Source organism: Acinetobacter sp. DMC2 (assembly GCF_056314305.1).
The window spans coordinates 264,395-277,763 of record NZ_JBQUYP010000006.1; the positions used below are offsets into that span (position 1 = coordinate 264,395).

The following is a 13,369-nucleotide window of genomic DNA, read 5'->3' on the forward strand; positions in this document are numbered from 1 at the left end:
CCCTAAAGAAGATTTTGATTAGGTAGTAGTAAAACAGGGTCTTCAATATCGTAACCAGTTTCTTCTGGAACCCCCAGATATTTAACGACAACCAACCTCTTATTTTGTTTAGGCACGCTATAATTTTGGGAAATTTTTATTGCTTTGGTGTAATGAACCGCAATGTGCGTTTTACTTTGTAAAGACGGCGATTTTACAACATATTGTGTTTTATATTGCGTGATCTTTTCTGAAGGATCAAACCAAGATGATATTTGATTCTGCTGAGTTTTTAAGGCCTGAATTTTTACAGTCTTACTCTTACTTACGATCAAAGGGGTTAAATTTTTTTTAATTTTATTGAGAGCCTTATTAAACGCTATACCATCTTGATCATAATCAATCTTATGTGTTTTTGGATTGATATAGAGAGATTTAAATTTAATAAGTTTGTCAGGCGATTTACTATTTAATAGATAATAATATAGTTGTGGTAGGCGTCCTCGACCATCTTCATAGTGTCTTAATACATAAAGTTTTTTCTCTTTTTGCTGATAACCCAATACTTCAATTTTTTGTCCACCACTCACTGTCGCATAACTATGCGCGGACAACGTAAGAATCGTGCTAAAAGTTAGAAATTTTAGAAATTTCATCAGTTCATATCCTTGTGATCTTGTAATCATATTGTATAAATATCAATCAGATTAAAATTGCACTTCAGTAAGTGATACTTGCTGTTTTTATATTCTATTTGTACAGAGGTAGCCTTTTTAAGGGGGGCTCTATTTATTATTTCTCTCCCCCTTCAAATCGATTCATCTAGCTTTTAGACCTAAGTCATCATAAATGAATGGTCTTATGCAGTATTACGTTTATAGGAGAAATAAGAACATCCTGCACACGATGCCATAATAATTGCTATTCCAAGGATCTGAAAATGATTTAATCGTTCATCTAAAATTAGCCATCCAGCCAAAGCACTCACCGCGGGCGATGCACTCACTAATATTCCAAAAACTCGCGGATGCAGTTTTTTCATCGCAACCATATCTAATATAAATGGAATCGCACTCGCTAGCATCGCCATGAGCAAACATGTAAGAAGAATCTTATAATTATCAAAAATATGGATAATGTGAGATGCACCTAAAGGTGTTGCAAACAAAGCTGCTAGGAACATTCCAGTTGCAACCGAGCTTCCGCCACCTTGTGCAACTTTAGAGCCATAAATAACATATAGCCCCCATCCTACTGCTGCCAATAGAGCATACGTCATACCAATAAAGCTGAAGTTATTATTTGAATTGCCCATGGGTAAAAGAAGCAAACCAATAAGCGATACCCCGCCCCAAAAATAATCTAATTTATTTTTAGACATTAAAATAGCAACCGTAAGTGGACCTAACACTTCGATGGAAATCGCGATTCCAACAGACATATAAGAAAATGCTTTATAAATTAAAGTATTCATTAAAGTGAGAATTGCCCCATAAATAATTAGATTTTTCCAATTGGTCTGTTTATTCCAGTCTCTCCAAGGTTTAAAGGCAATCCACAAAAAACATGCTGCTAAAGCAAGTCGAGTTAAGGTCACTCCTTCTGCACTAAGAATTGGAAAAAGGGCTTTTCCTATTGATGCACCTATTTGCACAGAAATTAAAGATAGAAATGCGGCTGCAAATGCCATGCCTTGCTTGGAGTTTGTCTCAATCATCATATTTACCGCTCTGGGAATGATTGAAATTTTAATTCTATGTAATCAATATATTTCTTCTATTTCACTCAATAAAACGATTAAATAACTCTATATTTAAAGCTTAATGAGAGATTTACTCATGTCAGAAATTTCTTTAGATAATTTTGATTATGCAATCTTAAGAATACTGCAAAAAGACAATAAGACTTCGCATCGAGAAATTTCTGAAAAAATTGGTCTATCTGCTGCGTCTGTTCAAAGACGTATATCTCGTATGGAAGAAAAGGAAATTATTTTAAAAAATTGCGCTATTTTAAATCCGCTAAAATTTGGTGAAAAAATTACGTCTATAATTGAAGTCCGCCTTAGCGAAGACCGCTCTGTAGTTATGGACAGAGCGAAGCAATACTTTGCTTCTGTTGAAGAGATTCAACAGTGCTACTTTGTGAATGGAGGCGTCTCTTTTATCATTATCATGCTGAGCAACAACTTATCTCATTTTGAAAGTTTAGTTAGAAAACATTTTGCGGATAATGAAGATGTAAAAACATATCGGACCTTAATTGTTTTGGACCGTGTAAAAGTAAACTTTGAGTTAAATATCTAAACTTTTTTATTTTGGTTTTAAACATTTTAGTCGTTTTATAACACTTAAAAAGAGGCCGAAGCCTCTTTATTTTTACTGCACTCAAACTCAGTCATCAATCATGGCGAACTCTTGTTCAGGCGTACCTTTCACCAAATGGTGACGGCTATATAACAAGTAATAGAGTATAAATCCGACATAAATCAGCGCGGCCAATAACCAAACTTTTGGATTTACCATTAACCCTGCCACTACAGCAACAGCAGCAAGAATCAAAGCGATACAAGACGTCCATATTCCTCCTGGCGTTTTATAAGGACGTGGTAATTCAGGGCGAGACAAACGTAATTTGATATGTGAGAGCATCATCAACACATAAGAGATTGTTGCACCGAATACTGCCATTAAAATGAGTAAGTCACCCTCACCTGTTAAAGAGAGCAAAAAGCCAATAATGCCCGGAATGATAATGGCCCAATATGGCGCTTTATTTTCATTGGTAAGCGATAAGTTTTTTGGTAAATATCCCGCACGTGACAATGCAAAAATTTGACGCGAATATGCATAAATAATTGAGAAGAAACTTGCGACAAGACCCGCAAGACCTACAAAGTTAACAAAACTTGCCAACCATGTGTGCTGACCATATACGGCAATGAGTGCATCAACTAAAGGTGCTCCTGAATTTTTTAAAGCATTTGAGCCGGCAGCACCTGCGCCTAAAAATAAAATTAAAAGTGCAAACGACGCCAATATCAACATTGAACCAATCAAGCCTCGTGGCAACGAACGTACTGGATCTTTTGCTTCTTCGGCAGCCAGTGGCACCCCTTCAACTGCAAGAAAAAACCAGATGGCATAAGGTACTGCGGCCCATATTCCCATATAGCCAAACGGTAAAAAGCTACTCGCACCTGCATTAGCGCTGACTGGAATATCAAACAAACGTGCGCTATCAAAATGTGGAAGCATCGCGACGATAAATACGACCAGTGCAATACAAGCAACGGCGGTAATTCCAAACATGATTTTCAGCGCTTCACCTGCACCTTTCAGATGAATGCCCATAAAAACTAAATAGCAAATTAAATAAACGGCCCAACCGCCAATTCCAAAGAGTGATTGGCAATATGACCCAATAAATACAGCAATGGCAGCAGGTGCAATTGCATATTCAATTAAAATCGCAGTCCCTGTGAGGTATCCTCCAAAAGGACCAAATGCAACACGGGCAAAACTATAGCCACCGCCAGCAGTGGGCAACATTGTTGACATCTCAGACATCACAAAGCTCATGCAGAGATACATAAACGCGACGATGACTGTTGCAATAAAGAGTCCTCCCCAGCCGCCTTGTGCCAGCCCAAAATTCCAACCTGCAAAGTCACCCGAAATGACGTAAGAGACACCTAGCCCCACTAAAAGTAACCAACCTACCGCCCCCTTTTTTAACTGACGTTTTGCAAAATACTCTGCGTCCTGTTGTAAAGCACCAACATCTACGCTTAATTCAGATTCTTTCATTGTCGTATGCCTTATCGACTAAATTTACACCACCCATAGTTGCGCAAAAGATATTCATAAAACTTGACAGCAAAACATCTCCCCGACCAGTTGAAGTCAAGTTGATTCATTTTTTCTTTTATAAGATCGACTGCATCTCAACACAGAACGTGTTTAAAAATTAAATTGAGGAGATGGGTTATGTCTGTAGAACAAAATGAATTTTTAAGCCAAGTTCAATTACAAATACTGGCAGAACAAGCAATTAAGCAATATCCATCAGACTATCAAGGACAGGTCAAATTGCTGTGTCAGTCTGAAAATGCAACCTATCAAGTTTCGACTGGATCTGCCCGATATGCACTTCGAATTCACCGTCCGAACTATCACAGCAAACTGGATATACAAAGTGAGCTTGAATGGTTAGATGCTTTAAATGCCAGCGGTATTCAAGTTCCTGTTGCGATTGCAGATCAATCGGGTGAACGCGTCATTACCTTGAAACTATCGAATGATATTTATCGTTATGCAGTTCTTTTCAACTGGGTTGAGGGCGATATGCCAACCGTTGAAGTTGACCCCACTGCATTTGAACAATTAGGACAAATTACCGCAAAGTTGCACGTACATAGTAAGACATGGCAAGCGCCTGAAAACTTTCAACGGATTGTGTGGAATCATGAAACCATGGTTGGTGCAGATGGTCACTGGGGAAACTGGAAAAATGCACCTCATTTAAGACCACAAGATCACGGCGTAATTGAAGAAGCCATTGCACAGATTTCGAAAGATTTAAATTTCTTTGGCAAAACCCAAGAACGTTATGGCCTGATTCATGCCGATTTGCGTTTAACCAATCTCTTACTACAACAAGAACGTATCGGCGTGATCGACTTTGACGACTGCGGCATGAGCTGGTTTATGCATGATCTCGCTGCTGCGATTAGCTTCAATGAACATTATGCAAATGCGCCTCATTGGGTTGATTACTGGTTAAAAGGCTACGAGCGCGTAGGTCATATTCAGTCTGAAGAATATGAAATGATCCCAACTTTTATCATGCAACGCCGCATTCAAATGATGGCTTGGAATGGTTCTCACGCACAAACAGAAATGGCTCAAAGTCTTGGAGATCAATGGTCCAATGAAACTGTGCGTCTCTGTAAAAAATATTTAAACGGAAAAATGCCTGTCGGAATTTGAAAAGTGATTTAGATCGCTTTTCCTCATTTTCAATTTTTAGTTTTTAAATTTTATAGAATTTAAAGGAAGGGTTTATGCAAGCTACCCATCAACTGAGCAAAGTTGCCAAAGCACTATTACTCACCAGTAGTCTGGCAAGTATGATTGCTCTAAGCGCATGTAACTATAACCCTCTACAAAGTACATCTCCCGCAGTCGCTATTCCCAAAAAGGAATATATCCAAAAAGGTCAATGGGACGCTTTTAACTTTGACCAACTTAATCAATTAATTGCTAACTATGGAAAAGATAGCCCTAACTACAATCCTGACAAACGCCCGTATATTGTCACGGACTTTGACAATACCTCGGTATTTTTAGACATCGAAGAAGCAACGTTAATTTATCAGCTTGAACACTTAGCCTTTAATGTCACGCCAGAGCAGCTTAATCAGATTATTCGTAAAGGAATTAGCTCTCAAAACTTTGAAGCGGCCTACAATAACCAGCAAGGCCAAGCCGTCAATATTGATAAAATCGCCCCAGATATTATTGCGAGCTACTCATGGCTTTATCACCACTATAGCGGTCTGAAAGGTAAGCAAAGTCTGGATCAAATTAAACAAGATCTGCATTATCTCGATTTCATTACTAAAATGAGATATCTATATGCGGCGATTGGAGACACCTTTGATCATGAAGTTGCATATCCGTGGGTTACTTATTTATTTACAGGGCTTACCGAACAAGAAGTCCGTAATTTGGTGAAAGCAACAGTGGCTTGGCAAATGCAGCAACCGATTGGACCTGTAACATGGACCTCTCCCGCAGCGCTTTCAGGCCAAGCAGGCGTTGTGAAAACCACTTGGGAAAATGGTTTAAGACCATACCGTGAAATGCAAAATCTATTTAAGGCCTTTCAGGACAATGGTATTGATGTCTATGTCTGCTCAGCCTCTTTTATTGATGTGATTAAGGAAATTATTTCTAATCCAGAGATCGGCTATAACATTAATGAAAAAAATGCCTACGCCATGGAGTTAGAACGAGATACTCAAAATCGAATTTTACCTGAGTTTCGTCATGGCTATGCGCAAACACAAGGTAAAGGTAAAACAGCAACCATCCAACGTTTTTTAGTCTCTAAATATAGTTACGGACCAATTTTTATCGCAGGTGACAGTGAAGGCGATCAAAATATGATGCAAGATTTTGCAGCAACTCAGAAGGTTCTGATCATTAACCGATTGCGCAGTCCAAGTTCAGATATTGGAAAATTTTCTCAGCAGGCTGTGCAGAGCTACGGTCAAGCCAATACTAAGTTCTTACTACAGGGCCGCGATGCCAATACAGGTCAATTTAGACCTTCAATGGCCAGTTTAAGTTATGGTGCGCAAACGGCAAAAACTACAAAAAATTAGTATTTCACTTATTTTCTCATGCCTACAATACATGTTGTATGCATGAGAAGCCGCTTAATTTATTGTTTTAGTTCTGCCCTTTTTGCCTATCTCTAATGCATTTTCTGCCTTCTTTTAGTTCGCAACCCAACGTTAAATGCAACTCTTGATCTCTTCTTAAAGAATCAAGCCTGAAACTTAAAACAGCAACACATAAGTCATTATTTTATAAAAACTTTTAACAACACAAAATCAAGGACGTAAGCAAAAACTGGTATGGCTTTTGCTTAATATAATAATAGTTAGGAATAAATATCATGAGACTTGACATGTTACATCTCAATCCAGCTCATCTTGTCGATTCAAATATGTGTAATCAAGGTGTATTGTCTGCAGCCGCCTCTGGATTAAGCGAGTTTATTCATCAAAAAGGTGCAGATGTTGATCGTGTTTTAGGAATTAGTGGTATTAATCCTGAACTTCTAATCAGCCCAACTTTGAGTTTACAACTACCCAATTATTGCAAGGTGCTAGAACAGGCGGCATTGGTTTCAGGTTGTGATAATTTTGGCCTGCATTATGGTCAACAGTTTCAACCCAAATCATTAGGACTCATTGGTTACATCGGGCTTTGCTCAAACACCTTAGAATCTGCACTAATGAACATGACCAATAACTTTTATTTGCATCAGAAAGACACCCTCAATCGAATGGTCGATTTAGGAGATAGCTGGCGCATAGATTATCAAGTTCAACACGGCGCGATTTTAACTCGCCGCCAAGATGCAGAACTGACCATGGGCATGTTTATGAATGTGATCCGTGAAGTGATGGGTCCTCATTATTCACCACGCGCGATTCACTTTGAGCATACTCGACCTGAATTCTGGCAAGAACATAGCAAATTATTTAACGCGCCTGTTTATTTTGATCAACCATTTAACTCCATCATCATTTCAAAAAAAGACGTCCAGCATACTATGCCGGGACGCGATTCTATTTTATTAACAGTGATTCTAGATACGTTGCACCTACTCAATCGCGCTTCACCAAGTCAATGTCTCGCAGATCAAGTACGCTCTCACATACAACTTGAACTCAGTGAAGGTGAACCAAACCTTGAAAAAATCGCTCATGATATCGGTTTAACGAGTTGCACCCTTACCCGCCGTTTAAAAAATGAAGGACTGACCTTCACCCATTTAGTCGATCAGGTCCGTTGTGAGTTGGCCGAGCATTATATTAAACAGAAAAATATTCCAATTTCAGAAATGGCATTCTTATTAGGTTATTCAGAAGTAAGCGCTTTATCTCGTGCATTTAAGCGCTGGTTTGGTGTTACGCCACGTCAATTAAGACACTAAAACATCGTAAATACAGGCCTTTAAATGAAGGCCTTGTTATTATTTAAGTAATTCGAGATAACTTCTAACGACACATAAGATATGAACAATAAAATACCCCTCAAGTTAGATTTAACATCCAACTTGAGGGGTATTTTTTATAGAAGGTCTTACTTTAATTTTGTTAAGGCTTGATCTAAAGCACCGACTAACCAATCAATATCTTTTGTTTGGAAAGCCAAAGGTGGGCGCAGTTTCAATACGTTGCCATAAGGACCTGCAACTGAGGTTAAAACTCGATGAGTATTTCTGAGCTCTTCAATAAGGTTCAAAGCTAATGCTTTATTCGGCTCTTTAGTGGTTCTGTCTTTAACCAGTTCAAACCCTATAAATAAACCAGCGCCACGTACATCACCAACCACTTCATGTTTATCCATAAGTTTAGTGAGTTCTTTTAGAAGTAGTCCTCCCACATATTTGCTATGGGTTTGCAATTCTTCTTCCTGAATCACTTTAAGTACAGCCTGTGCCGCTGCCATAGAAACAGGATTACCACCAAAGGTATTAAAATATGGAATTTTATCGCTAAAAGCAGCAAGAACTTCACTCTTGGCTAAAAGCCCTGACACTGGAACTCCGTTACCCATTGGCTTACCTGTGGTAATGATATCAGGCACAACATTGTGACGACCAAAGCCCCAGAAAGAATCGCCAGTGCGCGCGAAACCCGGTTGTACTTCGTCAGCAATAAAGATACCGCCATTGGCATGTACAACATCAACCGCTTTTTGTAAGAACCCAACAGGATTAGGCATGACACCGTCAGAAGAGAATATTGAGTCCGCCAAAAAACCTGCAAACTTGATCCCTTTTGCATTCATATCATCAATTTGTTGTTGGATCTGCTGCGCGAACCATGTGCCCAAATCATCAGTTTGAATTCGATAATAATCAGGTGCTGGAACTAGACGAGTTGTAGCATCTAAAGGCTGCTCAGTTCCAAGCGCTGGAGAGCATCCTGAGGTTAAGCTACTGGTTCCATGATACGACTCTTGAGACACAATGATTCCTGTACCACCGCTATATTCACGTGCAATACGAATCGCTAAATCATTCGCTTCTGAGCCCGTACACATATACATGGCACGGTCAATTTCATCAGGAGTGGTTTGTAAAAGTTCTTCGGTATAATCCAAAATATTTTCATGTAAATAACGGGTATGCGTATTGAGCATTTTCATTTGCTCATTTACCGCTTCAATCACCGCAGGATGACAATGACCAATGCTGGCAACATTGTTGTAAACATCCAGATATTGATGACCTGCTGCATCCCATAAATATTGCCCCTGTCCTTTCACCAGATGCACGGGATTACGATAAAACAAGCGATAGGATTCACCTAAAATTTTATTTCTTTTATCGGTCAGTTTGCGGGTAGCATGGTCCAGCTCAGCAGCATGTTCTGGACGAAAGCTATTGGTATCCATAATGGTTGAACGCGTACCCATGAATGACTCCTCTATTTATATTCAGCATACTTTTGTGCGAGACGATGACTGACGTAGGCAACTCATACGCTGATTCGAAATATTTCAGTATTTGATTGAAGTTACGCAAACCATATTGCTTAAGTCTCTTTAAAAAAACTTGACCTCAGACCACTTAAGCCACGATTTGAAGTCAACTATCAAAGTTCATCTAATAGCTATTTTAGAATTAAGGCTTATGCCTTCCCCCAAATAAGCCGAAACGTCTAAAGAAAGACATTAGAAATCATATTCCAGTGGCTTTCTCTGTTGTCTGCTCCATCTGAACTTAAAAGCTGAATGATTGCGCCTTCAATCATATATAAAAATAGTTTTGCATCTTGAAAAGTCACATCCGTTTTTAGTTTTATCAGCTGACTATAGATTTCATTGATTAGCCAAGTTCTATATTTAATTGCGACTTGATAGGCTTTTGCATAGGTCAGTTTTGTCTCAAAAATGGCTTTAAATAATAGGTAGTAAAGCCCCTCTACATCAGTGTGCAAGAAATAAAGCTTTTTGAGTTTATCTCTAGCACTTGCTTGGCTAGTGCACTCAGCAATTGAAACCACTTTTTCTTTTAATCGTTCTTTTTGCACAATCAAGCAGATTTCAATAAACCGCTCTTTTGAGTGAAAGTAGTTATAAAAAGTTGCTTTGGGAATTTGGCACTCTTTCACAATTCTGTCGACCCCAACTGTATGAAAGCCAAAATGGTGAAATAAATGAATCGACTTATTTACAACTTTTATTGCACGCGTTGGGAGAACTAAATTTCGCATATTTTTACCGTTATAAATTCTTGTTGTTTCTAAATGAGATACTTTTTTGGGAGAAAAAAAGGCACAGCAAAGCCGTAAAGACTGTGCGTGGCACATCTCAATTTTGTTATTGCTAAGTTTTAAATAAAAAAGACTTAAAGCCTGAAAACCTTAGAGTGATCAAGCTGCTTTAATTTTTTAAGCTGTGTCGTTATAGCTTTTGGCATTGAGAGCCAAGAAATAATGGATGTGCAAAGCCAACTCCTTTTTATTGGGAGTTCCGCCAGACATTAAAATTATGGTGGCAGAACGAGAAAGGGTTCGCGGACTGGTACAACAACCAGCACACCCGAAGGTGTCCCTCTCCCGTCCTACCGCTACGGGAGGAGACGAGGAGATGCTCACACAAAATTATCCCTCAGAAAGGAATAATTCTGATGCTGTTGTAATCGGTCCGCGACGACCGTCTGGCAATGTAGGCCAGCAGGCAAAGAATAGTGCCCAACCCTATTGCAGTCAAGCACACAAAATGTCATTTGTTTTAAATTAAATCATTAAAAAAGTAAGGCTAAATAATGAGGAAGTTATTGTTAAAATAAATTTAATTTTTTCTTAATTGATAATTTTTCATATCTAAAAACCACTCACTTTAATTATAATTAAAAACAATGATTGGATTAAAAAAAACTATTGCAAGAATGTAAAAATTCTTTTAAATACAGTATATTAAAAAAATTTAAATCTACATCTTCCTTTTAGAAGTTCACTTATTAAACTATTGATTAAATTCAACCTACCTTCAATTTTGATATTAATAAGAAAACTTGATAGTAAGGGATATTTACTGTGAATCAAACTCACCATCACACCACGGAAGTTGCAATTTTAGGTGCAGGCCCAGTTGGGTTAACAATTGCAAATTATTTAAGTAAACAAGGTGTACAAGTTACTGTTATTGAGCAACTAGACCAACTTATTGATTATCCAAGAGCAATTGGTATTGATGATGAATCATTACGCACCATTCAGTCAGTAGGTTTGATCAAACAAGTTTTACCACATACCACTCCCAATCATGCTATGCGGTTTTTAACTCCTAAAGGGCGGTGTTTTGCAGATATTCAACCTATGACTCGCGAATTTGGTTGGCCACGTCGTAATGCATTTATCCAACCTCAAGTTGACCGTGTTTTATTAGAAGGTTTAGCGGCCTATCCAAAAACAGAGGTACGCTTTTCACGTCAATTAAATAGCTTTACTCAAGACAACGACTACGTGACGTTAAGCCTAACGACAAAAGATCAAAAACAGGAAGTTGTTCAAGCACAATATTTAATTGCTTGTGACGGTGGAAATTCATTTGTACGACGCACGCTTAACATTAATTTTGAGGGAGAAACTGCACCTAACCAATGGATTGTTATTGATCTTGCTAACGATCCACTCGCGACTCCTCATGTATATTTATGCTGTGACCCTGTTCGTCCTTATGTATCAGCAGCTTTACCACATGGTATTCGTCGTTTTGAGTTTATGGTAATGCCTGGAGAAACTCAGGAAGAACTAAGTAAACCCGAAAATATCAACCGATTATTAGGTAAAGTTTTACCTCATACGGACAATATTGAAGTGATTCGTCAGCGCGTTTATACCCACAATGCACGTATTGCAGACCGTTTCCGTGTAGATCGTATTTTATTAGCTGGAGATGCAGCCCATATTATGCCCGTATGGCAAGGTCAAGGTTACAATAGTGGCATGCGTGATGCTTTTAATCTTGCTTGGAAAATGGCCTTAGTCGTTAAAAAAGTTGCAGGCCCAGAAATTCTAGACAGTTATCAACTGGAGAGAAAAGACCACGCTCAAGCCATGATTAATTTATCTGTTCTAGCGGGTCATGTACTTGCCCCACCAAAAAAATGGCAAGGTGCCATGCGTGATGGTATTGCTTATGTATTAAATTACATACAACCGATAAAACGCTATTTATTAGAAATGCGTTTTAAACCTATGCCGAAATATCATCAAGGCATCCTGGCACCCTTTCCACAAAAGAATACCCCTGTCGGAAAGATGTTCATTCAACCGCATGTTCAGCTTGAAAATAAAGACAAAGTTTTACTGGACGAAGTGATTGGCAATAACTTTGCCATACTTGCTTGGGGAGTTAATCCTACTTGGGGTATATCACCAAATGTAATGAAAAAATGGGGCAAGTTAGGAATTAAGTTTATTCAAGTCGTACCTGCTGTTCAGTTAGATGCACCGAACCGTTCTTCTCATGAGCATGTAATTACTATTGGCGATGTAGATACTGAAATTCGCTCTTGGTTTAGTCAAACGAATCAATCTATGGTGATTTTAAGACCTGATCGTTTTATAGCAGGACTCGCTATACCTCAAACAGTAAACAGTATAAGTGAAGAGTTGTTCCAAAAAATGCATTTGGTTAACTAAAAGTAATTAAGCCATTCTTTAGAATGGCTTTTTTTAAAAGGCAAAATTTAGATGAAATTGTTTTTTGAGTACATCCAATATCAAATCTATCGCTTTGTTAACATGATCTTTTCTATAAGAAACATATAAACCTATCATAGGCAAAGGTTCTATGGTCTTTTTCACTACAATTTTGTCTCCCAAAAGGGGAATGACATACTGAGGAACGAGACTCCATCCAATTTCCATTCCAACCAAGTTAACATTCAATAAAATGTTAGTTGAGTACTGCACAACATTGACATTAAGTTTAGATTTTTTAAAGAAACCATCAATAATTCGATAAAGTTCAGGTGAAGCATCTTCATTACACATCACAAAGTTATGGTTCTCAAAACTTTTTATACTAATGCGTTCCTGTTGAATATCTGGCGAGTTTTTAGGAATAATTAAAGTCAACGGTTCTTGAAAGATTTGAATAGAAACCAGTTCATCGGTATTAGCTCCGTAACGTGTAAAAGCAATATCTATCTCTCCCTTCTTAAGCGCCTGTAGTTGAGCATCATCGGTTAAGCTTTGAAAATCAATTGTAAGCTCGGGAAAATGTGCTCTAATATTCGGCATGATGTAAGGGAAAACTTTCATTTCAGCTACGGGAACAAAACCAATATTTAATTGCTCTTGTTCAATTTTCGCAGTTTGTCTAGCCAAACTAATGGCTTTCTCGGTGTGTTCTAAAATAATAAGCGCTTCTTTAAAAAAGACTTCTCCTGCTTTAGTAAGTTCCACTTTTCGTTTGCTGCGTATAAAAAGCTGAACACCGACTTCATCTTCTAAGTCTTTAATCTGTTGACTTAGCGAAGGCTGTACCGTATGCATGCGCAGTGCAGCTTTTGTAAAATTTAGCTCTTCAGCGACCGCAACAAAGTAACGTAAGTGACGTAATTCCAT

The 13,369-nt window shown here is 38.3% G+C and carries 11 protein-coding genes; 5 read left to right on the forward strand and 6 right to left on the reverse strand.

Annotated features, from left to right (window positions below; translation table 11 throughout):
• Nucleotides 1-2: 2 nt before the first annotated feature.
• Nucleotides 3-635, reverse strand: a complete 633-nt coding sequence (locus ACT53H_RS14645) for a hypothetical protein (RefSeq protein ID WP_476009514.1) — start codon at nt 633-635, stop codon at nt 3-5.
• Nucleotides 636-838: 203 nt separating this feature from the next.
• Nucleotides 839-1,699 carry an EamA family transporter gene (locus tag ACT53H_RS14650; RefSeq protein ID WP_476009515.1) on the reverse strand — a complete coding sequence of 287 codons (861 nt, stop codon included), beginning with the start codon at nt 1,697-1,699 and terminating at the stop codon, nt 839-841.
• Between the two features lie 118 nt (nt 1,700-1,817).
• On the opposite strand from ACT53H_RS14650, the gene ACT53H_RS14655 reads away from it, so the two are divergent.
• Entirely contained in the window at nt 1,818-2,285 is a 468-nt protein-coding gene (locus ACT53H_RS14655) for an Lrp/AsnC family transcriptional regulator (RefSeq protein WP_004793356.1), read from the forward strand.
• Nucleotides 2,286-2,372: 87 nt separating this feature from the next.
• On the opposite strand, the gene eat is transcribed toward ACT53H_RS14655, so the two are convergent.
• Complete coding sequence (gene eat, locus ACT53H_RS14660) at nt 2,373-3,788, reverse strand: ethanolamine permease (protein ID WP_004793358.1); 1,416 nt, start codon at nt 3,786-3,788, stop codon at nt 2,373-2,375.
• A gap of 180 nt (nt 3,789-3,968) precedes the next feature.
• Between eat and ACT53H_RS14665 the strand changes: the two genes are divergently transcribed.
• The 3 genes from ACT53H_RS14665 to qhpR all read left to right on the forward strand — a co-directional run bounded on the left by ACT53H_RS14665 (nt 3,969) and on the right by qhpR (nt 7,713).
• The gene (locus ACT53H_RS14665) at nt 3,969-4,970 is read left to right on the forward strand and encodes a phosphotransferase enzyme family protein (protein WP_353154760.1); all 1,002 of its coding nucleotides are present in this window, start codon (nt 3,969-3,971) and stop codon (nt 4,968-4,970) included.
• Nucleotides 4,971-5,044: 74 nt separating this feature from the next.
• Nucleotides 5,045-6,370 (forward strand): HAD family hydrolase, encoded by a 1,326-nt coding sequence (locus tag ACT53H_RS14670; protein WP_476009516.1) that lies wholly within the window; start codon nt 5,045-5,047, stop codon nt 6,368-6,370.
• A 308-nt stretch (nt 6,371-6,678) separates the two neighbouring features.
• Nucleotides 6,679-7,713: an AraC-like transcriptional regulator QhpR gene (qhpR, locus tag ACT53H_RS14675; protein ID WP_031944595.1), complete on the forward strand. Its 1,035-nt coding sequence runs from the start codon at nt 6,679-6,681 to the stop codon at nt 7,711-7,713.
• Nucleotides 7,714-7,862: 149 nt separating this feature from the next.
• Here the strand turns inward: qhpR and ACT53H_RS14680 are convergent, their stop codons facing one another.
• Nucleotides 7,863-9,203 carry an aspartate aminotransferase family protein gene (locus tag ACT53H_RS14680; RefSeq protein ID WP_096639552.1) on the reverse strand — a complete coding sequence of 447 codons (1,341 nt, stop codon included), beginning with the start codon at nt 9,201-9,203 and terminating at the stop codon, nt 7,863-7,865.
• Between the two features lie 245 nt (nt 9,204-9,448).
• Nucleotides 9,449-10,003, reverse strand: a complete 555-nt coding sequence (locus tag ACT53H_RS14685) for a TetR/AcrR family transcriptional regulator (RefSeq protein WP_476009517.1) — start codon at nt 10,001-10,003, stop codon at nt 9,449-9,451.
• A gap of 825 nt (nt 10,004-10,828) precedes the next feature.
• On the opposite strand from ACT53H_RS14685, the gene ACT53H_RS14690 reads away from it, so the two are divergent.
• On the forward strand, nt 10,829-12,439 hold the full coding sequence (locus ACT53H_RS14690; RefSeq protein ID WP_125699385.1) for a bifunctional 3-(3-hydroxy-phenyl)propionate/3-hydroxycinnamic acid hydroxylase: 1,611 nt from the start codon (nt 10,829-10,831) through the stop codon (nt 12,437-12,439).
• Between the two features lie 33 nt (nt 12,440-12,472).
• Here ACT53H_RS14690 and ACT53H_RS14695 read toward each other — a convergent pair whose 3' ends face one another.
• Complete coding sequence (locus ACT53H_RS14695; protein WP_125699384.1) at nt 12,473-13,369, reverse strand: LysR substrate-binding domain-containing protein; 897 nt, start codon at nt 13,367-13,369, stop codon at nt 12,473-12,475.

Bases quoted from the DNA above. Each gene is read 5' to 3' on its own strand.
- ACT53H_RS14645 (WP_476009514.1), bottom strand. From the start codon at position 635: ATGAAATTTCTAAAATTTCTAACTTTTAGCACGATTCTTACGTTGTCC.
- ACT53H_RS14650 (WP_476009515.1), bottom strand. From the start codon at position 1,699: ATGATGATTGAGACAAACTCCAAGCAAGGCATGGCATTTGCAGCCGCA.
- ACT53H_RS14655 (WP_004793356.1), top strand. From the start codon at position 1,818: ATGTCAGAAATTTCTTTAGATAATTTTGATTATGCAATCTTAAGAATA.
- eat (WP_004793358.1), bottom strand. From the start codon at position 3,788: ATGAAAGAATCTGAATTAAGCGTAGATGTTGGTGCTTTACAACAGGAC.
- ACT53H_RS14665 (WP_353154760.1), top strand. From the start codon at position 3,969: ATGTCTGTAGAACAAAATGAATTTTTAAGCCAAGTTCAATTACAAATA.
- ACT53H_RS14670 (WP_476009516.1), top strand. From the start codon at position 5,045: ATGCAAGCTACCCATCAACTGAGCAAAGTTGCCAAAGCACTATTACTC.
- qhpR (WP_031944595.1), top strand. From the start codon at position 6,679: ATGTTACATCTCAATCCAGCTCATCTTGTCGATTCAAATATGTGTAAT.
- ACT53H_RS14680 (WP_096639552.1), bottom strand. From the start codon at position 9,203: ATGGGTACGCGTTCAACCATTATGGATACCAATAGCTTTCGTCCAGAA.
- ACT53H_RS14685 (WP_476009517.1), bottom strand. From the start codon at position 10,003: ATGCGAAATTTAGTTCTCCCAACGCGTGCAATAAAAGTTGTAAATAAG.
- ACT53H_RS14695 (WP_125699384.1), bottom strand. From the start codon at position 13,369: ATGGAATTACGTCACTTACGTTACTTTGTTGCGGTCGCTGAAGAGCTA.